Here is a 26,063-nt window from a genome sequence, read left to right as displayed (position 1 = left end):
TACAAGGAACCGGGCGCGGATGACAGTGTTTAGCGTCACATGAAATTACAACTGGAATAAAGACAAGTAAAATATCGGTTAATACGATTTCGGAGCAGACTATGGACCATTTCCCTGAGGGTGAAAGCGCACTTATCATTCCCGGACCGGAGGGCGACCTCGAGGCTGTAACGACTGGTCCGAAAAGCGATCCGGATGGCCCGGGAAACGTCACGATCGCTTGTCATCCCCATTCATTGATGGGAGGCACGATGAACAACAAGGTAGTGCATACCGTCGCACGTGCACGTCGGGATATGGGGCATCGAGTGATTAGATTCAATTTTCGGGGAGTGGAAAAAAGTCAGGGTGCGTTTGCTAACGGAGTGGGCGAACAAGAGGATTTGCTGGCGGTGATTGATTGGGTGCGCCAAGTGCGCCCGGATGACAATATCTATCTATCCGGATTTTCTTTCGGTTCCTATGTCGCGGCGGCCGGCTGCCTGCGAGCAGTTAAGCGAGGTGACCCCATTCGGCATTTGCTCTTGATTGCGCCAGCGGTCGAAAATTTTGCTTTTGATATATTGAACCGATTCCCGTGCCCATTATCGGTGGTTTACGGTGATGCGGATGAGGTGGTAAGTAGCGAAGCGATGGCGCAGTGGGCTGGCAATGTGCAGTCACCGAAGCAAATTTACTGTCTGCCTGGTGCAGGTCACTTTTTTCACGGGCGCTTAACGGAAGTGAAATCCATCCTCAGTAACGAGGCCGGCGTCTAAGCAAGAGCAGGGTGCAGGCCATGGACAGATTGTGGAGCGCTGTATTAGAGTGTGGCCCGTTCAATCCGCTACCTGTCAGCATTAAGCGAATGGTGAGACCGTTATGACCCCCTTAGAGAAGTATCGCCAAGACCTGACGCGAGAAGATTTTAGTTTTGACCCGGCCCAACAATTTGCCATTGAACAGTTGGACCGGCTTTATCACGATCTGATTGATCGCTATGAAAATCGGCCCAAAAGCCTCTGGGCGCGAATTGCTCCGGGAGTGCGAGCTCAGGAAAAAGAACCATGCATGGGGCTGTATTTCTGGGGCGGCGTGGGTCGTGGTAAGACCTATATGGTCGATACATTTTTCGAATGCCTGCCGTTCCGCCGTAAATTACGTATTCACTTTCATCGCTTTATGCAGCGTGTACATACCGAACTTCGCGCTTTGCAGGGCGAAAAAAATCCACTGGATACGGTAGCCGAAACGCTTTCTGAAGAGGCGCGGGTGCTGTGTTTCGACGAGTTTTTCGTTACCGATATTACCGATGCGATGATCCTGGGTGGGCTGATGGAGAAGCTTTTTGCCAAAGGTGTCACACTGGTGGCGACTTCCAACATAGTGCCCGATCAACTATATAAGGATGGGCTGCAGCGGGCGCGCTTCCTGCCCGCCATTGAGCTCATCAACAAATATACCCATATTGTGAATGTGGACAGCGGTATTGATTATCGCTTAAGAGCGCTGGAGCAAGCAGAAATTTTCCATAGCCCATTAGGGGAGAAAGCGGAAGCCAGCTTGAAAAGCAGCTTTGACTCTCTGGCGCCTGAGCTGGCCAAGGCGGATGTTCAGGTGGATATAAACGGCAGGATGATTGCAGCACGCTTTGAGGCTGATGACGTTATCTGGTGTGATTTTATGGCACTGTGCGATGGTCCGCGTAGCCAGAATGACTATATTGAATTGGCCCGGATTTATCACGCAGTGGTGGTTTCCGGCGTGCCGGTGATGGGGGCTGCACAGGACGATATGGCCCGCCGTTTTGTGAATATGGTCGATGAATTTTACGACCGTAACGTTAAGTTGATTATGTCTGGTGCTGCACCGATTGATGCTTTATACAGTGGTGGGCGCTTGGATTTTGAGTTTCAGCGTACTCGGAGCCGGCTTTTGGAAATGCAGAGCGTAGAATATCTGTCGCGCCCTCATAAACCCTGACTTTTCAATATAAATTATTGATATTGATTGAGTTTATGCCTTCTGGTCGAAGATGGGAGCAGGCGGGTCCGGAGGCAGGCATTACTAACCCGGCGCTGATAGCAAATAAACGACACTGTCGGGCTGGCCTATTATTAATTATCTGTTATAGTTCTTCACCCCGTTACTGTCGTAGCAAAAGGCTCAACATTGTTAAGATGCAAACAATGATGGCTGCACTGCTGAAAACTTATACAGAGCTCGCAAAATAGGGGCGCTGCACAAGGAGTGTCTCCGAAAACGCTTGTAAACCGGAGACGGCTTGGGTAGTATTCGCGCTCTTTAAATTTTGACGGGCACACCTCGGATTAGTGTTCTAGGGCAGATTCAATGAAAACGTTTAGCGCAAAACCAGAATCGGTAGAACGTGACTGGTACGTTGTGGATGCAACCGGCAAGACTTTAGGTCGTCTGGCGACAGAAATCGCCCTTCGTCTGCGTGGCAAACACAAACCAACTTATACTCCTCACGTTGATACTGGGGATTACATCGTTGTTATCAATGCAGAGAAAGTGCATGTAACAGGTAACAAACGAACGGACAAAATGTACTATCGCCATACCGAATACCCCGGTGGTATCAAGGAAATCAGCTTCGATAAGTTGATTGCCCGTAAGCCGGAAATGGTGATTCAAGGTGCAGTGAAAGGTATGTTGCCCCGAAACCCTTTAGGGCGGGCTATGTTTGGTAAGCTGAAAGTATATGCTGGTGCCGAACATCCTCATACAGCACAACAACCCAAAGAATTGGCACTGTAATAGGAAGGCATGCTAGTGGATATGAACTACGGTACAGGCCGACGTAAAACGGCAGCAGCCCGGGTCTTTTTGAAGCCAGGCTCTGGCAATATCAATATTAATGGTCGTACATTGGATACTTATTTTGGTCGCGAGACTGCCCGTATGGTAGTGCGTCAGCCGCTTGAGCTGGTGGAAGCGGTAGATAAGTTTGATGTGTTTGTGACGGTGAAAGGTGGCGGCGGAAGCGGTCAGGCCGGCGCAATTCGACATGGTATTACCCGGGCGTTGATGGAATACGATGAAACATTGCGTGCTTCATTGCGAAAAGCGGGCTTTGTTACACGTGACGCCCGTGAGGTTGAGCGTAAGAAAGTGGGTCTGCGTAAAGCACGTAAGCGTCCGCAATTCTCGAAACGTTAATCTGTATTCCAGATTCGTTTACAAAAAACGCCTGGCTGAGAAGTCAGGCGTTTTTTGTTTTATATTTCCTATGCTTGTCTCGAATCTGTATGCGCGCTTTTTAAAGCTTTCCTTGTAACTCAACAGCAATTTAATTACTATTTCCGCGATTAAAAATATGGGCTAGGGGTCGGTGTGTCTTCAAAAAGGCTAGCCGGCTTCGGTAATAGTAATCGGGGAGATAAACTGAATGAGTACTGAGGGCGTAAATGAGGGGCGGAGACGCTTCCTGATTGGAGCTACTTCAGCAGTTGGTGCAGTGGGAGCCGTCGGCGCCGCCGTACCCTTTGTGCGGTCTTGGCAACCTAGCGCGAAGGCAAAAACTGCGGGTGCACCTGTAGTCGCAGATATCAGCAAGCTTGAAGTGGGGCAACGTATGACTGTGGAGTGGCGGGGGAAACCCGTTTGGATATTACGCCGCTCACCTGAAGTAATGGAAGGCTTGGAGACTCATAAAGACAATTTGCGTGACCCTGAATCAGCCGAATCCAAGCAACCGGAATATGTGGCCGGAGTCAGCCGCGCACGCCAGGACCATGAAAATATCATTGTGCTGGTCGGGCTTTGCACGCATTTGGGGTGCGCCCCTCTTTATCGGCCTGAAGTTGCGCCTGAGGATCTTGGGCCTGACTGGTATGGCGGATTCTTCTGCCCCTGCCATGGTTCAAAATTCGACTTGTCTGGTCGGGTGTTCAAGTCGGTGCCTGCACCACTCAACCTGGAAGTGCCGCCGTATTACTACATGAGCGAGTCACTCATTAAAATTGGTGAAGATGGGGAGGCTGCCTGATGAGTATGTTTCAAAGCCTAATGGGGTGGGTTGACGCCCGTTTCCCGGCGACCAAAATGTTCGAAGATCACATGAGCAAATATTATGCTCCCAAGAACTTCAATGTCTGGTATTTCTTTGGCTCCCTTGCGATGTTGGTGCTGGTTAACCAGCTGCTGACAGGCATCTGGTTAACCATGCTCTATAACCCCAGTGGTGAAGGCGCGTTTACCTCGGTTGAGTTGAATATGATGCGAGATGTGGATTACGGCTGGATGCTGCGTTATCTGCATTCTACCGGCGCATCGGCATTTTTTGTCGTGGTCTATTTGCATATGTTCCGGGGTATGATGTATGGCTCGTACCGTGCGCCGCGTGAGCTGGTGTGGATATTCGGTATGACCATCTATCTTGCACTTATGGCAGAAGGTTTTATGGGCTATTTGCTACCCTGGGGGCAAATGTCCTATTGGGGTGCGCAGGTCATCATTTCCTTGTTTGGTGCTATTCCCTGGGTAGGTGATGCACTGACCGAATGGATTCGCGGTGACTATCTGATCTCAGGCATCACTCTGAACCGCTTCTTCGCTCTGCACGTGGTTGCTTTGCCTATTGTTATTTTGGCGCTGGTTGTGTTGCATATTATTGCGCTGCATGAAGTGGGGTCCAATAACCCGGACGGCATTGAAATCAAGAAACTGAAAGACGAAAACGGCGTTCCGTTAGACGGCATACCTTTCCACCCCTACTACAGTGTCCATGATCTGGTGGGTGTGGTGGTCTTTCTCTTTGTGTTTCTCACTATTGTGTTCTTTTTCCCCGATGGTGGAGGCTACTTCCTCGAAAAGCCAAACTTTGAACCCGCTAATCCATTGAAAACACCGGATCACATTGCTCCAGTCTGGTACTTCACGCCGTTCTACGCCATTTTGAGGGCGATACCGGATAAATTGCTGGGCGTTGTCGCAATGGGCGCCTCCATTGCAGTGCTGTTCGTGCTTCCGTGGCTGGATCGTAGTCCAGTTAAGTCTATCCGTTACAAGGGTTCAATCAGTAAGATCATGATGACCCTGTTCGTAATCACCTTCATTATTCTGGGCGTGTGTGGAGTGAAATCGCCGGATGCTCATGTAGAGTTTGTTCCCTTTGAAATGACTTATCGGGTCATGGGGCAAATAACTACTGCATTTTACTTTGCGTATTTCATATTGATGCCCTTTTGGACGACGATGGAAAAATGCAAACCTGTGCCTGAGCGAGTGAGGATGACACACTAATGAATAAGTTAATTTGTCTTATTATCGTTTTGTGTATGCCTGTGACGGTGATGGCTGCCGGTGGTGGTCATAACGAGCATATTGTTGCAGCGCCAATCAATATGGATGACAAGGTGTCTCTCCAGCGTGGAGCCCAGATTTTTGTCAATAATTGCCTGGGCTGTCACTCTGCTCAGTATATGCGTTATGAGCGGGTGTCTGAGGATTTGGAAATTCCTTCAGATATCATGATGGCAAACCTGATGTTCACCACGGATCGTATTGGTGAAGTAATGCACTCTGCGATTCCCAAGGATTTGTCGAAGAAATGGTTTGGAACGGTACCGCCGGATCTGACGCTGATAGCACGTGTGCGCGGCGCGGATTGGGTGTATTCTTACCTGACAAACTTTTATCCCGATGAATCACGTCCGTGGAATGTTAATAACCACGTGTTTCCGGATGTCGGCATGCCCCATGTGCTGTCGCGCATGGAAGAAGAGTTAGGCGAAAAGGCTTTCAAATCGTCGATGGCTGATCTGACTAACTACATGGTTTATATGGCTGAACCGGCTCGAGCGGATCGTGAACGCATTGGTGTGTATGTGCTGATTTTTCTGGCAATATTATTTATTCCGGTCTATTTCCTGAATCGGGAATATTGGAAAGATATACACTAATTAAGAAAACTCGGGAGTGGGGCGGTTAAGTCGAAAGGCTTCCGCCCCTTCTCCTTTTCTGTCCCTTCAATGGGTTGCAAGCGGCATGACGGGCTTGTGGCTCATGATCAAACTGATACAAGCGTTGGAGTGAATATAAATGGGTGTCATTGCAAAACGTTCTTCGATGACTTTTTTCTCGGATGGTAGCGACCATTATTGTCACCGGGTGCGCATCGTTTTGGCTGAAAAAGGGGTGGCGGTAGATGTTTTAGACGTGGATCCCGCAGAAAAACCGGAGGATTTGGCGTCTCTGAATCCTTATAACGAGCTGCCTACACTCGTGGACCGGGAGCTGACGCTCTATGAGCCGAATATCATGATGGAGTACCTGGATGAGCGTTTTCCTCATCCTCCGTTACTGCCAGTGTATCCGGTCGAGCGAGCCCGCAGCCGCTTGCTGATGCATCGAATTCATCGTGATTGGTGTGATTCTGTGGATGCTCTGATTGCCGGTTCTGAAAAAGAAGCTGTTCTTAACAAGCACCGCAAGGAACTGACGGATAATTTGGTTGCCATAGACGGGATATTCTCGGAAAAGCCGTTCTTTATGAGTGATGACTTCACGCTGGTTGATTGTTGTGTGGCTCCTATTTTATGGCGCCTGCCTTCCATGGGAATTGAGCTGCAGAAGTCTAAGGCGGGTAATCTAATTACGTACGCGGATCGTTTGTTTGCTCGCGAATCGTTCCAGGCTAGTTTGTCTGATGCTGAGCGGGAATTGCGTCTCTAAAGCTATACATCTGCCATGCTGCTGTTTCTCCGGCAGTGTGACGGGTGCTTCTATGAGTGTACAATGACACCAAGTCGCCCTTATTTTATACGTGCAGTTTACGAGTGGATTCTGGATAACGAATTCACTCCTTATCTGTTGGTGAATGCAGGTTATCCCCTGGTTCAAGTGCCCAGTGAGTTCATAAGCGAAGGCCGGATCATTCTGAATCTGGCCCCTACGGCTATCAGAAATTTGCACATGGGCAATGAAGAGGTTGAGTTTTCGGCCCGCTTCGGTGGCAAAGCGCGCAACCTTTACGTCCCGATTGGTTCTATTCTCGCCATTTATGCCAAAGAAAATGGCAAAGGCATGTTCTTTGATGAAGACGAAATTCCGCCCCCGGAGAATCGACGGGAGCGCACTAAATCTAAAGATGAGGACTCCACCAAACCAAGCGGAAAGCCCTCCCTCAAGGTGGTTAAATAATTCTCTGTTAAATATCGGTCCCGAATATTTCGCGATCAATCAGGTCACAAAATAGGTGTATCGCAAACAGGTGGCTTTCTTGTATGCGGGGTGTTGAATTTGAGGGCACACGAATCTCAATATCATCTCGCTGCATGAGTCGCGCGCAATCCCCCCCATCCTTTCCTGTCAATGAAATAACGAGCATGCCCCGGTCGTGGGCGGCTTGTATCGCCTGAACGATATTAGCTGAATTTCCACTACTAGTGAGCGCTAACAGGATGTCGCCTTCATGGCCGATGGCGCGGATTTGTTTGGAGAATATTTCGTTGTAGCTATAGTCGTTGGATATGGATGTGATCGTCGAGGAGTCCGTTGACAGGGCGATAGCTGGCAGTGCAGGACGTTCTCGTTCGAAGCGGTTCAGCATCTTAGTGGAAAATTGCTGGGCTATATTGGCGGAGCCTCCGTTCCCGCACGCCAGCACTTTGTGATCGCTTAGTAAGCATTGAACTATGGTTTCACTGGCGCTGGCAATGAGGGGGGGGAGTTCGTCCCGGCATTTGAGTTGAGTGTTGATGTTGTCATCAAATAGATCGTGTATGCGATCAACAAGCGTCATTGCGAGTTCCTTAATTCTGTGTGTTAACCATAAAACGCAGCTTTAACCCAGTCTATGGTGGGGGCGCCATCCAGAGGGCCGCTTATTCCTACTACATCAAACCGGCAAGATGGCCACCGGTCCCCAAAGTGTTGTTGTAGGAAAAAACTGGCTGTGCGTATCAGTTTGCGTTGCTTACTCGAGGTCACTGTTTCCAGCGGAGAGCCCAGTTCCGTATCCGCACGATAACGGACCTCGACGAACACCAGTGTTGAGTCATCCTTCATTACCAGATCAATTTCGCCGGTTTTGCACTGAAAGTTTGCGACGCAAAAATTCAGCCCGGCTTTGGTGAGGTGTTGACGGGCTAGATTTTCAGCTTGGTTTCCCGTGCGCTTTTTCTCTGTCAGAGGCTTCGGCAGTGGGGGTGTTTTGACTGGTCGGGGCATATCGTCCTTGTGCTCTTGGTATGACCGGCGTGCTTTCCATAACTTCCGTATCAACGATTTTAGGAAGAAGTTGTGGTCGACCCTTTTTTATAACGGCCCAACTTAACTCCCTGTGTACTCGTTTATCAAGGCCTACCGTTAAGTTTCCGGTCGCGCCGAACAAGCCGGCATCCGGTATCTGCGTGAGAAGTTGCAGTCTGGATTGCAGTCTGTAGGCGTCCACCCCCATCGCGTTCAGCCTGAAGTAACGGTGATCCGCTTTTGGCCAGGCTTTGTACATCGCCGTATGCAAAGCGTCTGGTTTTTCAAGTAACCAGGGAATGTCGCAAAATTCAATGCCATTTAAGTCGCGATCATTTTGGGGGGAGGGCTCCCCGCTGTAAATCTGTGAGCCGGCTATGACGGGGATATCTTGTGCGTAGTAGAAGTCGAGCAGCGGTCGTATCTGGCGCGCTTGCTCCGGAGAGGCGATCAGGAAAATGAAATCAATATCCTGGCGTCTTCGTGGTTGAAACTCAAAATCTTTGCCTATCATTCGCTTCAGTTGTTGCGCCCGCAACTCACTTTGATGAACCAGTAGCATTTGCTTGATTGCGTTTGCCATTTTGTCCTGGCTTTCAAAGCTGGCTGCGCTTGTAATTTCACCCTCAGCCGTCATCCATTGTTTTGTAAAGGCGGCGTAGGCTCGACTCCACCAGGGGTTGTCCTGGTATAAGACGGCCGCACGGCTGAAATTGTATTTTCTTGCATGATCGGCGACCTGTACTGCGTCGTCCTCAGGCGAAAGGCCAAACTGGTAAAGGTTATGAGGTGTTTCTGCATTCCCCAGCTCCTGATTCAGTGCGATGGTGGTAATCGGTAACTCATCCGGGCTTTGCGTTAGTGTGCGTAGGTTTTCTTTTTGTAGCGGCCCCAGAATAATGTCGGCACCTTCAGAAACCGCGCGCTGGTAAATTTGGGAAAATTGATTCACATCGTGAGTGTCATAGACACGAATGGTTAAGTCCTGTTTGCTCTCCGGACTGCTGGGCCGGTTGCGGAAGTGAGCGGTCATAAATCCGTTAAGTATTGCCTCTGCCGCTAAACGATATTTTCCTTGCATCGGTAGCAAAATGGCCACTTGCGTAGGGCGATTAGCGCTCAGCTCCTGGACAACTTTCAAGGCGCCCGGGAGGTTGGTAGCAGCGGGGTGAACCGGATATCGTTGTTGCCAGGAATTCAATGCATCGAGTTGGCGGTCAAGGTCGTCCTGCAGGCCTTTGTATACCCACGCTAACTCCAGCCAGCCTTGAATTTCAGGCACTGCGACGGTTTTCGATAGTTGTTCAAGCGTTTCTACTGGAACATTGACAAGGTCGCTCCAGATTTGCTCGTGGTTTTGTTCTGCAATTTCAACTTCCGCGAGCATGGGGCTGACAAAAATTCGTTCTCTGGCCGCGGCAAGAAAGTTACCGGTCAGCTCCCAGGTTTGGGCGCGGAGTAGGCTGATCTCGTTTAGAAGCTCTGTGTCCAGGTGGTTGGAAGCGGTAATCAGGCCCAGCTTATCGGTCGTGAGCAGTTCTTCTGCAAGCGGGTAATCGCCTTCAGCAATTGCGACCTTGGACAGAGCCAGCACCAGCCTGGCTTTGCTGGAGTCATCCAGGTTAGCTGGATTGATGGTGCTGAGTATGCGTTTGGCCTTTGCAGTTTTACTTTGTTCCAGTAACAAGGAGGAGGCTTCGATTAACAGCTTTTCCGATTCTGGTGATGAAAGCGTTTTTGCTCGTTTGAGCATTTGATTGATAGCGTTCGTTTGCGATGTTTCTGTTACAGGATCTTGTTGACCGATTGGGGGGCTAGGTGTACAAGCCGCCAGTAGCAAGCACCAAAGGGTTAGCGCAACTGTGGTAAGCTGTGTTAAATGACGTGAATTCATACTGGTATTAGGCTCGTAACGCTATGTCGACTGGAAGTTTGTATATTGTCGCAACACCCATAGGGAATCTCAAGGATATCACGTATCGCGCTGTGGATGTTTTGAAACAAGTCGACATAATTGCAGCGGAAGACACACGCCATAGTCGTAAGTTGCTTGATCATTACGGGATCGCTACGAAAATGATGGCCGTGCACGATCATAATGAAGCAGACAAAATAACCGCGTTGCTCGATGTGCTCAATCAAGGACAGTCGATAGCGTTAATCTCGGATGCGGGTACTCCCTTGATCAGTGACCCGGGTTATCGTCTGGTTCGCGGTGTGCGTGAGCAGGGGGGCAGCGTTGTAGCTATTCCAGGGCCTTGTGCTGCAATAGCGGCACTTTCTATTGCGGGGTTGCCCACCGACCGGTTTCTGTTTGTCGGCTTTTTGTCGGCAAAGCAGCAGGCGCGCCGGGCACAGCTGGAGCAATTTGTTAATGAGCGGGCGACGTTGGTTTTATATGAATCACCCAAGCGCATTTTAGATTGTATCGCGGATGCCGAGCTGGTTTTGGGTGAAGACAGGACGATGGCGCTGGTAAAAGAAATCACGAAAACCTTTGAAACAGTCAGGACGGGTACGGGTCGACAATTGAGGGATTGGCTGCTTGAAAGTGATGCCCACCGTAAAGGCGAATTCGTGGTTTTAATAGAGGGGGTGCAGGATGCAGGGCGGGTGCCTAGTATTGACCCTTCTGTATTGCGGGCGTTGAACCTGGCACATCAAAGTATGCCCTTGAAGAAAGCCTGTGCTTTGGTTTCCGAATTAAGTGGAGTGGCAAAAAACGCGCTTTATGAGGCCGCAATTGCAAACAGCAATGAATAATTGCTTGATTCCTTAACCCCTTAGGCGTATTTTGCTCAACTAGAGTCAGCCAGGCAGTCGCTCTTGATCAGGTTTGTCCTGGTCGGGGGAGGAAAGTCCGGGCTCCATAGGGTAAGGTGCCAGGTAACGCCTGGGCGGTGAAAACCGACGGAAAGTGCAGCAGAAAGTATACCGCCTAAGCCAGTTCGCTGGCCGGTAAGGTTGAAAAGGTGCGGTAAGAGCGCACCGCGCGACTGGTAACAGATCGTGGCGATGGAAAACCCCACCCGGAGCAAGACCAAATAGGAATCCATTGGCGTGACCCGCGCTGGATTCGGGTAGGTTGCTAGAGGCGCACGGTGACGCGCGTCCCAGAGGAATGACTGTCCACGACAGAACCCGGCTTATCGGCTGACTCTATATTTTTTGCCCGGATTGAGCCCCTGACGCTCAATCCGCCCCCGGTGTAATAACCATTGTTCTAAAAATTCCCTGCCTTATATCTCGAAATGTTCTCTGTCGCTTGAAGCCACATTAAGAGTGGCTTCTATCTGACTGTTTTGACTTATTTTTTTGTTCGCTTTGTGCGCACTGCAGGATATCCTTGTCGTCCTAAGTCTTTGTTTTTCCGTATCAAATTCACGTTTTTGACTGTCCTTTCGGCTTGACAATAACCCGTACCGCTCCCTATAGTGTGCTTAAGGTGTCACATTGTGGAAGTTTGTGGGATGTAGTGGTTTAAAATGGTGTGTTCGGGTCGGTTCTGAGCCTCCATGTCGATGGGTGTCGAAAGCTACGGAACGTCTAGCTTCATATAGGTAATATAAGACGTGTTATTCAGAGGACCAAGCGCGCTAAGTGTTGATGCGAAAGGCCGGATGGTGATGCCAAGCCGCTTTCGTGAAGCGTTGTCTGAATATTGTGAAGGAAAGCTGGTCGTCACCGTGGATTTCGAAGGTCACTGCCTCACCATGCATCCCCTGCCGGATTGGCAGGAAATCGAACAAAAGCTTCTATCTATGCCCTCGCTAAACTCATCGACCCGTCGTTTGCAGCGCTTAATATTCGGCTATGCCACCGAAGTTGAAATGGATAGTAATGGCCGCGTCAGCCTGCCGCAATTACTGCGGGATAAAGTCGATCTGGATAAAAAAATCATGCTTGTGGGCGTAGGTAAAAAATTCGAAATCTGGTCTGAAAACAAATGGTCAGATAGTTATCAGGGCTGGGTGGATGAAGGTCCTGTCAATCTTGAGGAACTTCCCGAATTCGCACAATCTTTGGTGCTGTGATGGAAGTCCGAGAATTGAAACACGAAACCGTACTCCTTGACGAAGCGGTAGAGGCTCTAGTGACAAACCTGTCTGGTGTATACATTGACGCAACTTTCGGTCGAGGCGGCCACTCATTTCAGGTGTTGGCACGCTTGTCCGCAGACGGTGGTCTTATTGGTTTGGATAAAGATCCCGAGGCCATTCGGGCCGGTACGAAACTGGCCGAATCGGATGCCCGTTTTAATATCGTCCACACCTCTTTTGCTGATCTGGAGCAGGTCATTGCTCAGCGCGGGTTGACGGGACAGATTGACGGCGTTTTGTTGGACCTGGGCGTTTCCTCGCCGCAGTTGGATGATCCGGAGCGTGGTTTTAGCTTTATGAACGACGGCCCGCTGGATATGCGCATGAATAACCAGGCCGGAAGAACAGCGGCGGACTGGTTGAACGTAGCAGGCGCTGACGAGATCGCCACAATATTGAAAGAGTTCGGTGAGGAGCGTTTCTCTAGGCGGATTGCCCGGGCCATTGTCGAATACCGAGACCAGCAGCCACTGACGACCACAGCTCAGTTAGCTGGAGTTATTGCCAAGGCGAGCCCTTCCCGAGAAAAAGGCAAGCATCCGGCAACCCGATCTTTTCAGGCTATCCGGATTTATATCAATCGTGAACTTGACGACTTGGCCGACACGCTGGATCAATGCCTGGCTGTGTTAAAGCAGGGTGGCCACTTAGTCGTTATCAGTTTCCATTCGCTAGAAGACCGGATTGTTAAAAGGTTTATTCAACGCAAAGAAAAAGGCGAACCGCTCCCCCGGCATCTGCCGGTTCGTGATGAGATGGTGCAGCGGGAATTACGCAGTCTGGGCAAAGCGATTAAAGCCAGTGACGAGGAAGTGGCCCGGAATGTTCGCGCACGAAGCGCCATTATGCGAGTCGCGGAGAAGTTATCATGATTGCCTGTCCGGCCAATTCCAGTAAAGCATGGATGCTAGTAGTGATCGCGTTTATGGCCGTGCTTGTATCCTGTATAGCGGTCATTTATTCCAGTTTTGAAACCCGGCGCCTGGTAGCCAAGCACCAATTTTTGCAGAAGAAAAACAATTCCATGCAAGTGGAGTGGGGGCAGTTATTGCTGGAGCAGAGCACTTGGGGTTCCTATAACCGCGTCGAGCAACTGGCAGGTTCAAAATTAAGGATGCGGGTGCCTTCGCCCAGCGAGATAATCATGGTGGAACGATGAGTACGGCTCAGGGAAAACTGGCGTTCAGTTGGCGCTATGGTGCTGTACTGGTGCTTTTCGTGCTGCTTGCTATGACTGTTGTTGGCCGATTGTTATATTTGCAGATTGAATCACAGGGCTTTTTACAGGACCAGGGTGACCGTCGTGTGGTTCGCATAGAAAAAATCCCGGCCTATCGCGGCATAATTGAGGATCGGAACGGTGAACCTTTAGCGGTTAGTACGCCCGTTAAATCCATTTGGGCGAATCCCAAAGAATTGATTGATGCCCAGTACGCCTGGGGTTTTCTGGCAGAAAAAACCGGTTACACAGAAGCCAGATTGCGCGATCGTATTTTGAGAAATCAAAATAAACAGTTCATTTATTTGCGCCGTCACATGAATCCTTCCAAGGCGGAAAGCATTCTCAGCCTGAGCATCCCGGGTGTTTACGGAGTTGAGGAGCACCGTCGCTATTATCCCGCTGGAGAAGTGACCAGTCATCTGGTTGGTTTTTCTAATATAGATGAAGAAGGTCAGGAAGGCATTGAATTGTCTTTTGATCAATATTTGCAGGGAGAGGCGGGCAAGAAACGCGTAATCAAAGACTTGCGACATCGTATCATCAAAGATGTCGGATTAATCAACGCTCCTGCACCGGGCAGCAATATTACCCTGAGTATCGATTTGCGAGCGCAGTATCTGGCCTACCGCGAATTGCTTTCCGCTGTTACGGAATATAAGGCAACCTCCGGGAGTGCCGTAGCTATCGATATTAAGACCGGTGAAGTCTTGGCGCTGGTGAATCACCCGTCGTATAACCCGAACAATCGCACCCGTAAGGACGTTGAAAACTTTCGTAATCGAGCCGTTACAGATGTTTTTGAGCCGGGATCGACAGTAAAACCGTTCACCGTGGCTGCGGCGCTGGAAAGTGGCAAATGGCAGGTGCACAGTAAATTAGATACGTCCCCCGGATATTTGCGGGTTGGTAGTAAATCCATCCGCGACATGGCGAATTACGGGGTGATTGACCTGGGAAAAGTCATCGCAAAGTCCAGCAATGTAGGTGCCAGCAAGCTTGCACTGTCCATGGAGTCCGGTGCGCTAAGCGCGTTTTTCCACCGGATTGGCCTGGGTGAAGCGACAGGGGTCGGTTTCCCCGGTGAAAGCGTCGGAATGCTTCCGGCGCGTTCGCGTTGGCGTCCGATTGAGGTCGCTACATTGTCGTATGGTTATGGACTTTCCGTTACCGCTTTACAGATGGCGCAAGCTTATGCAGTGCTAGGTTCTGGGGGCATCAAACGACAGATTAGTTTGCTGAAAGTAGACGGCGACGTTAAGGGTGAGCGGGTGCTGGATGAAACCGTGGCGAATGCGGTGTTGCACATGATGGAAGGGGTTGTTGACGAGCGTGGCACTGCACGCAAAGCCCGTGTTCCGGGCTACCGTGTGGCGGGCAAAACCGGCACCGTGCATAAAGTTAGTAGCAATGGATACCAGGATCATCAGTATCTGGCTATGTTCGCCGGGGTTGCACCGGTGGAGGATCCTGCCATTGCATTGGTAGTGGTGATCGACGATCCCAAAGGTGGTGTGTACTACGGTGGCCAGGTTGCAGCACCGGTTTTTTCAAGGGTCATGGCCGGCTTGTTGAGGGTGAAAAATATTCCACCTGATAAAGCGGTGGAAACGCTGGTGGGTTTGCCGAAACCGGTTCCACCCAACACATGAACAGTTCAATTTCGAAGGGGCGCTATTTAAAAGATATTGTCCCGTTTTTAAATCTTGATGCGCAATGGCAGCAAACAATGGTTACAGGGTTGGCAGTTGATAGCAGAAAAGTAAGGGCAGGCGATTGCTTTATTGCCTACCGGGGCGACCATGCGGATGGACGCGCTTTTCTGTTGTCTGCGGAAAACGCAGGTGCCAGCTGCGCCTTGATTGATTTTGATGGTGACGTCGACAATCAACAGGGGCCAGCGGAGTTGGCCATTCCGGTCGTCAAGGTCAAAGGGCTGCGTCAGCACCTTGGCCAGATTGCTTCGGCATTTTATCAGGCGCCTTCGGAGATGCTTAGTTTGTGCGCGGTTACGGGCACCAATGGAAAGACCAGTGTTAGCCAGTTGATTGCACAAGGGTTGGAAAACGCAGGCCATCGCTGTGGTGTAATTGGCACATTAGGCAGCGGATTTCCTGGCCAAGTTTTAAATGAAACCGGCAATACGACACCCGGTGTAGTGGAAAACAATCGACTGTTAAAGGAAATGCTGGATGCCGGTGCAGAATATGCGGTGATGGAAGCATCGTCCCACGGGCTGGTTCAAGGTCGGCTTGATGGACTCAATGTGGCGTTCGGCGTCATTACGAATATCAGCCGGGATCACTTGGATTATCACGGTTCAATGGAAGCTTATCGTGAAGCGAAAGCGTTGTTGGCCAAAAACGCACGCCTTCGGGGTTTGGTATTAAACGCGGACGATAATCAAGTGTTGAGTATGGCCTCGATGGCTTCACCTTCAACTCAGGTTCTAACGTTTTCGACGAAAAGCGCAACCCGCGCAGATGTTTGTGCTGAAGCGATTCAATTTCACCAAGCTGGTATCGATATAAAACTGACTTGTCAGGGCGCGTCGGGCGAGATCAAAAGCCCTATGGTCGGTGATTTTAACGCATCGAATTTACTCGCAGCCGCGACCACGCTGGTCGCGATGGGGGTTTCTTTGGATCGCGTGTGTGCCGGGTTAAGCACGGTTGCAGCGGTACCCGGGCGGATGCAAAAAGTGCCCTCTGTATCCAATAGTCCCCTCGTTATCGTTGACTTTGCGCATACGCCGGACGCGCTAGAAAAAGCGTTGCTTGCGGCACGCCGACATTGCGTTGGAAAATTGTGGTGCGTGTTCGGTTGTGGCGGTGATCGAGATGCGGGCAAAAGACCGTTGATGGCGGCGATGGCGAGCCAATTTGCTGACGAGATTGTGCTTACGGCAGATAACCCCCGCAGCGAGAAATTGAGCGATATTTTTTCGACAATGGTAAAAGGTATTCCTGACGAGAAAGCGTACGTATTAATCGAGGATCGACGTCAGGCGGTGATGCACGCTGTACGAAATGCCACAAGCGAGGATGTAGTGGTGGTGGCAGGTAAAGGGCACGAAAACTATCAGGACGTGATGGGCGTTAAATACCCTCACAGCGACATGGCGTGCGCCGAACAAGCTCTGTCTATGCGTGCTGGACCCGCGATGGAGGGAAACCCATGATGATATCCCAGTTGGCCAGGGAAATCGGTGCACGCCATACCGGGGCCGATGTCAGTTTCCAAAAAATATCCACAGATACTCGCGCTATTGCCCCCGGTGATTTTTTTATTGCGCTAAAAGGCGATAACTATGACGCACATCGCTTTTTAGACAAAGCGTTTGAGCAAGGTGCAATCGCCGCGATGGTGGCAGATCCGGTGGCGGTTGATTTTCCCCTGCTGCATGTGCGAGATACCCGTCTCGGGCTGGGTGCATTGGCAAAGTGCTGGTTGAATCAATTCCCTGTTAAAAAAGTAGCAATTACCGGTAGTAGCGGCAAAACATCGGTCAAGGAAATGGTGGCTGCCATTTTGACGCTGCAAGGCCCGACCTTAGCCACCAAAGGCAACTTCAATAATGATATCGGAGTGCCACTGACCCTGTGCCGGGTGCGCCAAGAGCATCGTTTCGCTGTGATTGAAATGGGAGCAAACCATGTCGGTGAGATTGCGTATACCAGCGGGCTGGTAGAGCCCGATATTGCGCTGGTCAACAATGTAGGCTCCGCGCATCTCGAGGGCTTTGGGTCTGTCGATAATATTGCGTTAGCCAAGTCTGAAATCTACAGCGGGTTGGTTGCCGGTGGAACCGCCGTTGTCAATTTGGATGACGCTTATGCCGGACAATTTCTGGAACAAACAGCGCATTGCAAACAAGTCACGTTTTCAAGAGCGAATGCCCAGGCGACTGTGCATTTGATTTCTGCTGAAGCCAACAATAAGGGCCAGTATTCTTTCGTTGCGGCCGTGGACCGCGATGAAGTTAGCGTGGAGTTGAAGTTAATCGGTTCTCATAATGTGACGAATGCGCTGGCCGCGATAGCAATTTGCCACGAGCTGGGTTGTAGTCATGAGGTAATTGCAAAGGGCTTGGCTTCATTGAAAACCATACCCGGGCGATTGTTTCCAGTCGAAGCCATCCACTCTCATGTTGTTATTGATGATAGCTACAACGCCAACCCGGATTCAGTATGTTCTGCGATTGACGTGTTGAGTGAGCTGAACGGAAAGCGTTGCCTGGTATTGGGTGTGATGGCGGAGTTAGGCCAGGACGCCCCCAGAATGCACAAGCAAGTTGGTGCCTATGCCGCAGAAAAGGGCATTGAAACCGTTTATGGATTGGGCGATCTAGCAGCCTACTACCGTGAAGGGTACTTGAGTAATTTACCTGAGCAGGGCGCGTTTGTGATGGGCACCTCGCACCAATTGCTAGCACAGGATTTAATGGAACGTCATTCCGGTGAGACAATTCTAATAAAAGGGTCACGCAGTTCTGCAATGGAAAAAGTAATTCAGAAAATGAAAGAGCTCAACGCAACCAGTGAGGGCTCAAATTAATGTTGCTATGGGTCGCTGAATATTTACAGCAGTACGCATCCGTATTTAATGTGTTCCAATATCTCACATTAAGAGGGATTTTGGGCGTCCTTACTTCGCTGTTGATAGCCTTTATAATAGGGCCAAAAATGATTGAACGGCTCAGCTATCACCAGATTGGCCAATCGGTTCGGGATGACGGTCCCCAATCCCACCTGAGCAAGGCTGGTACCCCAACTATGGGAGGCGCCTTAATCCTGGTCGCAATTTTTGTCAGCACTTTGTTGTGGGCTGATCTATCAAACCGTTATGTTTGGGTCGTAATGGCTGTGACGTTTATTTTTGGCGCTGTCGGCTGGGTAGACGATTACCGCAAGGTCGTGCGGCGCAACTCCAAAGGGTTGCCTGCCAAGTGGAAATATTTCTGGCAATCAGTGGGGGGCCTGGGCGCGGCATTATTTTTGTATTGCACAGCAGAAACCCCGGCCGAGACCCAACTGATGGTGCCTTTTTTTAAAGACATTCAGATCGACCTCGGTTGGTTCTATGTTGTGCTGGGTTATTTTGTGATTGTTGGTACGTCCAATGCGGTGAATCTGACTGATGGTTTGGATGGCTTAGCCATTCTGCCTACCGTGATGGTGGGGGGGGCGTTGGGCGTGTTTGCTTATGTGACCGGACACTTTCAGTTTGCGCAGTACCTCCAATATCCGTATCTGTCCGGTGCCGGAGAACTCATCATAATTTGCGGATCTCTGGTCGGCGCAGGACTTGGATTTCTTTGGTTTAATACCTATCCTGCGCAGGTTTTTATGGGTGACGTCGGTGCCTTATCACTGGGTGCTGTACTCGGTGTTATTGCGCTTATAACCCGGCAGGAAATAGTTTTATTTATTATGGGCGGCGTTTTTGTCATGGAGACGGTGTCGGTGATTCTGCAGGTTGGCTCCTATAAATTAACCGGCCGCAGAATTTTCCGGATGGCGCCCATCCACCACCATTTTGAACTTAAAGGTTGGGCTGAACCGAAAGTGATTGTTCGTTTTTGGATTATCACCGTGATTCTGGTGTTGATCGGTTTGGCCACCCTGAAATTACGTTAAGCACAGAAAAGGAAAGCAAAGTGACTCAATTGAAAGGCAAGCATGTAGTGATTGGACTCGGGAAGACCGGGCTATCCTGTGCGCGCTTTTTGACGAGATTGGGTTGCGATGTGGTCGTGATTGACACCCGGAATGAGCCGCCAGGTAAAACAGATCTTGTCTCAGAGTTGCCGCATGTCCCCTTATTGACTGGGGATTTAAAGCAATTTGACCTGACATCGGCGCAAGAACTCATCGTTAGTCCCGGCATTTCTATTCGTTCTGCCGCGATCAAAAAAGCCATTAATGCCGGCGTCCCAATCGCGGGCGATGTCGAACTATTTGCCCGCTCAGTGGCTGCGCCCGTTATCGCCGTAACTGGCTCAAACGGAAAAAGCACCGTGGTCACGCTGGTGGGTAAAGCGCTCGAAGCCGCGGGCTACGAAGTCTGCGTCGCCGGCAACATCGGGTTGCCGGTGCTGGATGCTTTGTCATCGGCTGAAGAGGTCGATGTTTGGGTATTAGAGTTGTCCAGTTTTCAATTGGAAACCACCCAAAGTCTGCGAGCCAAGGTGGCAGTGAATCTAAATGTTTCCGAAGACCATATGGACCGCTACGATTCGCTGGACGATTACGCCATGGCCAAACAGCGAATTTTTGAGGGGTGTGAGTCGGCGGTTTATTGGCTTGATGATCACCGTACTAAACCCATTCATGCCATCGGTGCTATGAGACCGTTCGGAGGCAGTAAGGTAGTGCATGGTCGGTTCCATGTAGAAACCTTTCAGACTGTACCCGAAACGAACTACATTATGGATGGCAGCAAAAAGGTAATGAGTGTTGAGGATCTCAAACTCAGCGGTGCTCATAATTGGCTCAATATTGCAGCGGTGCTCGCCATCCTGACTGAATTCGGAGTGGACTATCAAAGCTGCCTCGAAACACTCAAGCAGTATCCGGGATTGCGACACCGCTGCCAATGGGTTGCCAATATCCACGGTGTAAATTGGTACAACGATTCCAAGGGCACCAATGTAGGGGCTGCTATTTCTGCCATTACGGGTTTAGCCGGTATGGTGACTGGCAAACTAATCTGGCTGGCCGGAGGGGAAGGCAAAGGTGCTGATTTCAGCGAATTGGTGCAACCCGTTGCGGCGGCGGTTGGGCTAGCCATCCTGTATGGAAAAGATGCGGAGGTCCTAAGTAGCGCGTTGCAAGGCGAGGTCTCCGTAGAAAAAGTGGAAACATTGCAGCAGGCTGTCTTGTTGGCCAAGCGTCATGCGGAAGCAGGTGATGTGGTTTTGCTGTCACCTGCCTGCGCTTCGTTCGATCAATTTAAAAATTATGAAGATCGTGGCGAGCAGTTTATCAAGCTAGTCAAGCGGGAGGCATCAGACCATGAATAGCCTTAATCCCGCTCAACAGCTGGCTTTCACATTAGCCTCACGCCAGTGGCTTCTCATTATCATTGCCGCTCTGGCGTTTTGTGGAATTGTCATCGTGACTTCCGCCTCGATGGATATTGCTTCGATCGATAACGAGGCACCCTTTTTCTATGCCAAACGGCATGGCATCTTCATGCTCACGGGCATGATAGTGGCTCTACTGGTTTATCAGGTGCCTATGGCAATCTGGGAGCGTAGCGGCGGAGCGCTGTTAGTGGTGTCCTATTTGTTGCTAGTGCTGGTGCTGATTCCAGGTGTCGGTAAGTCCGTAAACGGAAGCACTCGCTGGATTAATTTCGGCCCTATCAATATCCAGATTTCGGAGATTGTGAAGGTCTGCGCCATGATTTACGTGGCGGGTTACCTGGTGCGACGAGTCGACGAAATCCGCAAGAGCTTTTGGGGGTTCATGAAGCCGGTCATCGTGCTTTCCGTGATGGTTCTCCTACTGCTGAAGCAACCGGACTTCGGTGCTGTCGTGGTTATCATGACTTCCGTGTTCGCCATGCTGTTTTTGGCAGGCGTTAAATTATCGCAGTTTCTGATGGTGATTCTTGGCAGCGTGGGTGCCGCGTCGCTGGTGGTGTTCACTTCAGAATATCGGATGAATCGGGTGATCGGGTATTTCGACCCGTGGGCTGACCAATACTCTTCCGGATATCAGCTGGTTCAGAGTCTGATCGCGTTTGGTCGTGGTGAGTGGTTTGGGCTCGGTTTGGGCAATAGCATACAAAAACTGTTCTATCTGCCCGAGGCGCACACCGATTTTGTGTTTGCCATCCTTGCAGAAGAGTTTGGTTTTGTCGGTAATTTATTTGTGATTGCGCTTTATATCATGTTGGTCTTCATCGCCATGAGTATCGGGCGTAGGGCCGAGCTGTTGGGTAAAGCGTTTAACGCGTATCTGGTCTATGGCATTAGCATATTGATTGGTTTGCAGGCGATGATTAATGTTGGTGTCAGTAGCGGGCTGCTGCCCACTAAAGGCCTCACGTTACCTTTTATAAGCTACGGCGGAAGCAGCCTGATCATAACATTTCTGATGATGGCATTGGTGATGCGGGCGGATTACGAAAATGATCATGCAAGCGCTGAATTGCAAGATAAAAAACGGCCATCCGCCAAGGCCGCCAAATCCACCCGAAATAAGCCCTCAAGACTTAGGGGGGCCGCAGTATGAGTCAACCTAAACAGATCAAACGCGTGCTGGTGACAGCCGGTGGAACGGGCGGTCATGTATTTCCTGCTCTGGCCGCAGCGAAAGTGTTTCAGCAACGAGGTATTGAGGTGCGCTGGGTTGGCACTCGCCAGGGCATTGAGTCGAAAATTGTTCCCGCCAACGAAATTGATATCGAATATCTGGATATCGCCGGTGTGCGTGGACAGGGCGTAATGCGCTTGATCACAGCCCCCATCAAAGTGTCAAAAGCGGTCCTGCAAGTGATGGGAGTGGTGCGCCGGTTTAATCCGGATCTGGTGTTAGGAATGGGTGGTTTTGTTACCGGACCCACCGGATTGGGCATGTGGTTGAGCCGTCGTCCCGTCTTTGTACATGAACAAAATGCAATTGCGGGATTCACTAACAAATTATTGGCTCGGATAGCGAAAAAGGTGTTTCAAGCCTTCCCCGGCGCGTTCGAGGCTTCGGCTAAAGTGGAAACAACCGGCAATCCGGTCCGCGCTGAAATCGTCGGGTTAGGTGATCCCGCCCAAAGGTACGCACAACGTAGCGGCCCGATCCGGGTTTTAATATTGGGGGGTAGTCAGGGTGCGGTGGCATTAAATCAGATCGTTCCCAAGGCCCTGGCAATTCTCGGAAATGACGTTGATTTCCAGATAAAACATCAAGCCGGCGCGAATAATCTGGGTGATGCCCAAAAGCTCTATCGGGCTGAAGCAGTGGAAGCCGAGGTGTTGCCGTTTATTGACGATATGGCGGCCGCATATGAGTGGGCCGACTTGGTCGTGTGTCGTTCCGGTGCGCTCACAGTAAGTGAGTTGGCTGCAGCGGGTGTAGCATCGTTGCTGATTCCATACCCCTTCGCGGTGGATGATCATCAAACCCGCAATGGTGAATACCTGAGTTCGGCTGGTGCGGCGTTATTGGTACAGCAAAAAGATTTGAACGAAACAGGACTGGCGGAGTTACTAAGAAAAAAATTAATGAATAGAGATAGTTTATCTGCGATGGCTAGTATAGCGCGCTCCCTTGCGATGCAGGGCGCCACCGAAAAATTAGTACAGCGATGCATGGAGGTGGCCGGTGGACACTAAGAAATCCATTGCAAGAATGATTGAAATACCGGAAATGCGCCGCATTCGAACGGTGCATTTTGTCGGTATCGGCGGTGCAGGCATGTGCGGTATCGCGGAAGTACTACTGAATCAGGGCTATCGGGTGACCGGTAGTGATATAAAAGCAGGGTTGGTGACAGACCGGCTGAAATCCCTGGGTGCTCACATCTATATCGGGCATGACGCCGGGAATATAGAATCCGCGAGTGTGGTTGTCGTGTCGTCTGCGGTAAAACAAGATAATCCGGAATTGGTAGCAGCCGGTGAATCACGGATTCCGGTGGTGCCCAGAGCGGAGATGTTGGGTGAATTGATGCGGTACCGCCATGGTATAGCCGTTGCTGGCACTCATGGTAAGACCACCACGACCAGCCTGATTGCTTCAATCCTTGCAGAAGGCGGTTTGGACCCGACTTTCGTCATCGGCGGACTGTTGAATAGCGCGGGCACCAACGCACGCTTGGGTGCGAGTCGTTACTTCGTGGCGGAAGCCGATGAAAGTGATGCTTCTTTTTTGCATCTGCAACCGATGATCTCTGTGATCACCAATATTGAAGCTGATCACATGGCAACTTACGGCGGCGATTTCAACCGCCTTAAAGATACCTTCATCCAGTTTTTGCACAACTTGCCTTTTTATGGGTTAGCGGTCATGTGTGCGGACGACCCGGTAGTCGTTTCGTTGCTGCCGGTGGTGTCGCGACCGCTGGTGACTTATGGTGTGTCGGAAGAGGCTGATATCCGGGCACAAAATATAGTGATGCAGGGTACGCAGTCACATTTCGATGTGGTGCGCCGAGATCACTCGGATATTTTGCGAGTAAAGTTGAATATTCCGGGCCACCACAATGTTTTGAATGCATTGGCTGCGATTGCGGTCGCCACCGATGAAGGAATAGAAGATAGTGCTATCGTCTCTGCGCTCGAAAAATTTCAGGGTGTAGGGCGTCGCTTTGAAGTGTATCCGGATCTGCCGATTGAAGATGGGACGGTCACAATGGTTGATGATTATGGCCATCATCCCACTGAAGTAGCCGCCACTCTCAATGCCGCCCGCGGTGCTTGGCCGGACCGGCGCGTCGTTATGCTGTATCAGCCACACCGTTACAGCCGCACACGCGACCTCTATGAAGATTTTGTCAGTGTATTATCCGATGTGGATATGTTGCTGTTGATGGATGTGTATTCAGCGGGTGAAGACGTTATTTCCGGGGCTGACGGTCGCAGCTTGGCCCGTAGCATTCGTCAGCGTGGCGCAGTGGACCCGGTATTTGTCGACGATATTCAGCGTTTGCCACAGATTTTACGAGACGTGTTAAAACCAAACGATATTCTAGTAACTCAAGGGGCAGGCAATGTGGGTGCCATTGCCACCGGACTGGCCAGCAGCCGGTTAACCGAGGTGAAGTGAAAGTAATATGAGCCAGCTATCGAGTGTAGGAAAAATCGGAGTTCTATATGGCGGCGAATCTGCGGAGCGGGTGATTTCGCTGCGCAGTGGTGAAGCCGTATTGGCTGCACTACAGAATCGGCAGGCCGAAGTGATTGGAATTGATGTTCAATTTAATAAGCGCTTGTTTGATCAGCTATCCGGTATTGATATGGCATTCATTGCGCTGCACGGACGCGGTGGTGAGGACGGCGTTATCCAGGGATTGCTGGAAGTCATGAAAATTCCCTATACCGGAAGCGGGGTCGCAGCATCGGCTCTCGCCATGGATAAGCTACGAAGCAAATGGCTTTGGGCTGGACTGGGATTGCCCACACCGGAGTTTCGTTCGGTCAGAAGCACTCAAGAGCTTGATGGGTTGTTGTCGGATATGGGTGGGGCCGTCATTGTGAAGCCGCCCCACGAAGGTTCCAGCATCGGTATGTCTCGTGCTGAAACTGAAACAGAGTTGACGGCCGCAGTTGAAATCGCGTTGAAACACGACAAGGACGTGTTGATCGAACGTTGGATTAATGGTGCGGAGTTTACCTGCGCAATATTAAATGGTGTGGCATTACCGGTAATCCGGCTCAAAACGCCACACCAGTTTTATGACTTCGATGCAAAGTACGAGTCAAATACTACCGAGTACTTGATTCCTGCAGGGCTGGAGCCTCAGCAGGAACAGGCGTTGCAAGCGCTGTCGCTAAGAGCGTTCGATGCCCTGGGCTGCAGTGGCTGGGGGCGCGTAGACGCAATGATGGATAAGAACGGGGATTTCTGGTTGCTGGAGGTGAATACCGTGCCGGGTATGACCGACCACAGCCTGGTACCCATGGCGGCAAAGGCGAAAGGTTTGGATTTTGCCGCATTGGTGGAAGCCATTGTATTAGGACAAAAGGGCGAATAAGTGAAAGGACAGAACCAGGCAACAGTGAAATCAGCTCAGCGCAATCAGCAGTCTGCTGCGCAAGTGCCCGGGTTGGGGCGGATTCGTCTGTTGTTGATTGTATTATTACTGGTTTTGATTGCGGCAGGTTTGGTGGTGCGGCAATCATTGCATAATTGGTTGGAGCAAAATCCGATTCAGCAAATTAACGTGGTGGGCGATCTTCACCACGTTGATCAGGACAGGTTAAAAGCCGCGTTAGCTCCCTATGTTGCGGACAATTTCTTCACTGTTAATTTAGAAAAAGTGAAAAGCACAGCGGAATCTTTAGCCTGGATTGATTATGCCGATGCAAAAAAAGAATGGCCGGATACGTTGGTTGTATTGCTTCATGAACGCATTCCGGTAGCGAATTGGGGTGGTAATGAATTTTTAAGTCAAAAAGGTGAAATATTTTCTGCAGAACACGTGCAGCCTGATCCAAACTTGCCTACTTTTATAGGCAGACAAGAACAAGCGCCCGTTATTGCAGAACGATTCACAAAAATGCAGAAAATTTTAAGTGAGATCGGGCTGTCTGTGAAAAAGCTTGAATTGGAAGACAGGGTCTCTTGGAAAGCGCAACTTAACAATGGATTGGTTCTGGTAGTCGATGAACAAAACAGCTTGGAAAAATTAAAACGTTTTGTTCAGCTGTACACACTTTTCACCGACCAACAGAAGCAACAGCTTTCAAAAGTTGATTTGCGCTACGAAAACGGGCTGGCAATCAAGTGGAAGAAGAACGATGGTGACACAGACGCTGCGTAATATGTTCGGATTGGGGGACTCCCATCCGGTGAGTACACAAGAACGGTCCAGTGGAGTTGTGA

The 26,063-nt window shown here is 50.4% G+C and carries 26 protein-coding genes and 1 other RNA gene; 24 read left to right on the top strand and 3 right to left on the bottom strand.

What is annotated here, in order from left to right; all coding sequences use genetic code 11:
• Positions 1-101 precede the first annotated feature (101 nt).
• The 9 genes from FT643_RS03625 to FT643_RS03585 all read left to right on the top strand — a co-directional run bounded on the left by FT643_RS03625 (position 102) and on the right by FT643_RS03585 (position 7,146).
• Positions 102-758 (top strand): alpha/beta hydrolase, encoded by a 657-nt coding sequence (locus FT643_RS03625; protein WP_156869290.1) that lies wholly within the window; start codon positions 102-104, stop codon positions 756-758.
• A gap of 103 nt (positions 759-861) precedes the next feature.
• Positions 862-1,962 (top strand): cell division protein ZapE, encoded by a 1,101-nt coding sequence (gene zapE, locus FT643_RS03620; RefSeq protein WP_156869289.1) that lies wholly within the window; start codon positions 862-864, stop codon positions 1,960-1,962.
• A 369-nt stretch (positions 1,963-2,331) separates the two neighbouring features.
• Positions 2,332-2,760 (top strand): 50S ribosomal protein L13, encoded by a 429-nt coding sequence (rplM, locus tag FT643_RS03615; protein WP_156869288.1) that lies wholly within the window; start codon positions 2,332-2,334, stop codon positions 2,758-2,760.
• 9 nt (positions 2,761-2,769) lie between these two features.
• Complete coding sequence (rpsI, locus tag FT643_RS03610; protein WP_156869287.1) at positions 2,770-3,162, top strand: 30S ribosomal protein S9; 393 nt, start codon at positions 2,770-2,772, stop codon at positions 3,160-3,162.
• 229 nt (positions 3,163-3,391) lie between these two features.
• Entirely contained in the window at positions 3,392-3,991 is a 600-nt protein-coding gene (gene petA / locus FT643_RS03605; protein ID WP_156869286.1) for a ubiquinol-cytochrome c reductase iron-sulfur subunit, read from the top strand.
• A 20-nt stretch (positions 3,992-4,011) separates the two neighbouring features.
• The gene (locus tag FT643_RS03600; RefSeq protein ID WP_317621937.1) at positions 4,012-5,247 is read left to right on the top strand and encodes a cytochrome b; all 1,236 of its coding nucleotides are present in this window, start codon (positions 4,012-4,014) and stop codon (positions 5,245-5,247) included.
• Positions 5,247-5,906: a cytochrome c1 gene (locus FT643_RS03595; RefSeq protein WP_156869285.1), complete on the top strand. Its 660-nt coding sequence runs from the start codon at positions 5,247-5,249 to the stop codon at positions 5,904-5,906. The genes FT643_RS03600 and FT643_RS03595 overlap by 1 nt, the downstream gene beginning before the upstream one ends.
• Positions 5,907-6,054: 148 nt before the next feature.
• Positions 6,055-6,678 carry a glutathione S-transferase N-terminal domain-containing protein gene (locus FT643_RS03590; protein WP_411267796.1) on the top strand — a complete coding sequence of 208 codons (624 nt, stop codon included), beginning with the start codon at positions 6,055-6,057 and terminating at the stop codon, positions 6,676-6,678.
• Between the two features lie 63 nt (positions 6,679-6,741).
• The gene (locus FT643_RS03585) at positions 6,742-7,146 is read left to right on the top strand and encodes a ClpXP protease specificity-enhancing factor (RefSeq protein WP_156869283.1); all 405 of its coding nucleotides are present in this window, start codon (positions 6,742-6,744) and stop codon (positions 7,144-7,146) included.
• Positions 7,147-7,153: 7 nt separating this feature from the next.
• On the opposite strand, the gene FT643_RS03580 is transcribed toward FT643_RS03585, so the two are convergent.
• From FT643_RS03580 to FT643_RS03570, 3 genes are read right to left on the bottom strand one after another with little or no spacing between them, the layout of a single operon-like run.
• Positions 7,154-7,747 (bottom strand): phosphoheptose isomerase, encoded by a 594-nt coding sequence (locus FT643_RS03580; RefSeq protein WP_156869282.1) that lies wholly within the window; start codon positions 7,745-7,747, stop codon positions 7,154-7,156.
• Positions 7,748-7,770: 23 nt separating this feature from the next.
• On the bottom strand, positions 7,771-8,175 hold the full coding sequence (locus FT643_RS03575) for a YraN family protein (protein WP_198043288.1): 405 nt from the start codon (positions 8,173-8,175) through the stop codon (positions 7,771-7,773).
• On the bottom strand, positions 8,102-9,949 hold the full coding sequence (locus tag FT643_RS03570) for a penicillin-binding protein activator (RefSeq protein ID WP_198043287.1): 1,848 nt from the start codon (positions 9,947-9,949) through the stop codon (positions 8,102-8,104). Before FT643_RS03570 ends, FT643_RS03575 begins: the two co-directional genes overlap by 74 nt.
• A 164-nt stretch (positions 9,950-10,113) precedes the next feature.
• Between FT643_RS03570 and rsmI the strand changes: the two genes are divergently transcribed.
• From rsmI to FT643_RS03495, 15 genes are all read left to right on the top strand, one after another.
• On the top strand, positions 10,114-10,959 hold the full coding sequence (gene rsmI / locus FT643_RS03565; RefSeq protein WP_156869280.1) for a 16S rRNA (cytidine(1402)-2'-O)-methyltransferase: 846 nt from the start codon (positions 10,114-10,116) through the stop codon (positions 10,957-10,959).
• A 41-nt stretch (positions 10,960-11,000) separates the two neighbouring features.
• An RNA gene (gene rnpB, locus FT643_RS03560) (RNase P RNA component class A) lies at positions 11,001-11,361 on the top strand.
• Between the two features lie 407 nt (positions 11,362-11,768).
• Positions 11,769-12,230 carry a division/cell wall cluster transcriptional repressor MraZ gene (gene mraZ / locus FT643_RS03555; protein WP_198043286.1) on the top strand — a complete coding sequence of 154 codons (462 nt, stop codon included), beginning with the start codon at positions 11,769-11,771 and terminating at the stop codon, positions 12,228-12,230.
• The gene (gene rsmH / locus FT643_RS03550) at positions 12,230-13,168 is read left to right on the top strand and encodes a 16S rRNA (cytosine(1402)-N(4))-methyltransferase RsmH (protein ID WP_156869279.1); all 939 of its coding nucleotides are present in this window, start codon (positions 12,230-12,232) and stop codon (positions 13,166-13,168) included. The genes mraZ and rsmH overlap by 1 nt, the downstream gene beginning before the upstream one ends.
• The gene (gene ftsL, locus FT643_RS03545; RefSeq protein ID WP_232339817.1) at positions 13,165-13,455 is read left to right on the top strand and encodes a cell division protein FtsL; all 291 of its coding nucleotides are present in this window, start codon (positions 13,165-13,167) and stop codon (positions 13,453-13,455) included. Before rsmH ends, ftsL begins: the two co-directional genes overlap by 4 nt.
• Positions 13,452-15,167 (top strand): peptidoglycan D,D-transpeptidase FtsI family protein, encoded by a 1,716-nt coding sequence (locus FT643_RS03540; RefSeq protein WP_156869278.1) that lies wholly within the window; start codon positions 13,452-13,454, stop codon positions 15,165-15,167. Before ftsL ends, FT643_RS03540 begins: the two co-directional genes overlap by 4 nt.
• Positions 15,164-16,696: a UDP-N-acetylmuramoyl-L-alanyl-D-glutamate--2,6-diaminopimelate ligase gene (locus FT643_RS03535; RefSeq protein WP_156869277.1), complete on the top strand. Its 1,533-nt coding sequence runs from the start codon at positions 15,164-15,166 to the stop codon at positions 16,694-16,696. The genes FT643_RS03540 and FT643_RS03535 overlap by 4 nt, the downstream gene beginning before the upstream one ends.
• Positions 16,693-18,072 (top strand): UDP-N-acetylmuramoyl-tripeptide--D-alanyl-D-alanine ligase, encoded by a 1,380-nt coding sequence (locus FT643_RS03530; protein ID WP_156869276.1) that lies wholly within the window; start codon positions 16,693-16,695, stop codon positions 18,070-18,072. The genes FT643_RS03535 and FT643_RS03530 overlap by 4 nt, the downstream gene beginning before the upstream one ends.
• Positions 18,072-19,154 (top strand): phospho-N-acetylmuramoyl-pentapeptide-transferase, encoded by a 1,083-nt coding sequence (gene mraY / locus FT643_RS03525; RefSeq protein ID WP_156869275.1) that lies wholly within the window; start codon positions 18,072-18,074, stop codon positions 19,152-19,154. The genes FT643_RS03530 and mraY overlap by 1 nt, the downstream gene beginning before the upstream one ends.
• Before the next feature lie 20 nt (positions 19,155-19,174).
• The gene (gene murD, locus FT643_RS03520) at positions 19,175-20,539 is read left to right on the top strand and encodes a UDP-N-acetylmuramoyl-L-alanine--D-glutamate ligase (protein WP_198043285.1); all 1,365 of its coding nucleotides are present in this window, start codon (positions 19,175-19,177) and stop codon (positions 20,537-20,539) included.
• Positions 20,532-21,758 carry a putative lipid II flippase FtsW gene (ftsW, locus tag FT643_RS03515; protein ID WP_156869274.1) on the top strand — a complete coding sequence of 409 codons (1,227 nt, stop codon included), beginning with the start codon at positions 20,532-20,534 and terminating at the stop codon, positions 21,756-21,758. Before murD ends, ftsW begins: the two co-directional genes overlap by 8 nt.
• Positions 21,755-22,852 carry an undecaprenyldiphospho-muramoylpentapeptide beta-N-acetylglucosaminyltransferase gene (murG, locus tag FT643_RS03510; RefSeq protein WP_156869273.1) on the top strand — a complete coding sequence of 366 codons (1,098 nt, stop codon included), beginning with the start codon at positions 21,755-21,757 and terminating at the stop codon, positions 22,850-22,852. Before ftsW ends, murG begins: the two co-directional genes overlap by 4 nt.
• Positions 22,853-22,868: 16 nt before the next feature.
• Positions 22,869-24,284, top strand: coding sequence for a UDP-N-acetylmuramate--L-alanine ligase (gene murC, locus FT643_RS03505; RefSeq protein WP_156869455.1), 1,416 nt, complete (start codon positions 22,869-22,871; stop codon positions 24,282-24,284).
• A 7-nt stretch (positions 24,285-24,291) separates the two neighbouring features.
• A complete protein-coding gene (locus FT643_RS03500) occupies positions 24,292-25,212 on the top strand; it encodes a D-alanine--D-alanine ligase (RefSeq protein WP_156869272.1) in 921 nt (306 codons plus the stop codon).
• The gene (locus FT643_RS03495; RefSeq protein ID WP_156869271.1) at positions 25,213-26,001 is read left to right on the top strand and encodes a cell division protein FtsQ/DivIB; all 789 of its coding nucleotides are present in this window, start codon (positions 25,213-25,215) and stop codon (positions 25,999-26,001) included.
• Positions 26,002-26,063 lie beyond the last annotated feature (62 nt).

The organism is Ketobacter sp. MCCC 1A13808 (assembly GCF_009746715.1).
Lineage (GTDB): Bacteria > Pseudomonadota > Gammaproteobacteria > Pseudomonadales > Ketobacteraceae > Ketobacter.
The sequence above is the reverse complement of the archived record's forward strand: the minus strand, read 5'-3'. Positions and strand labels throughout refer to the sequence as shown.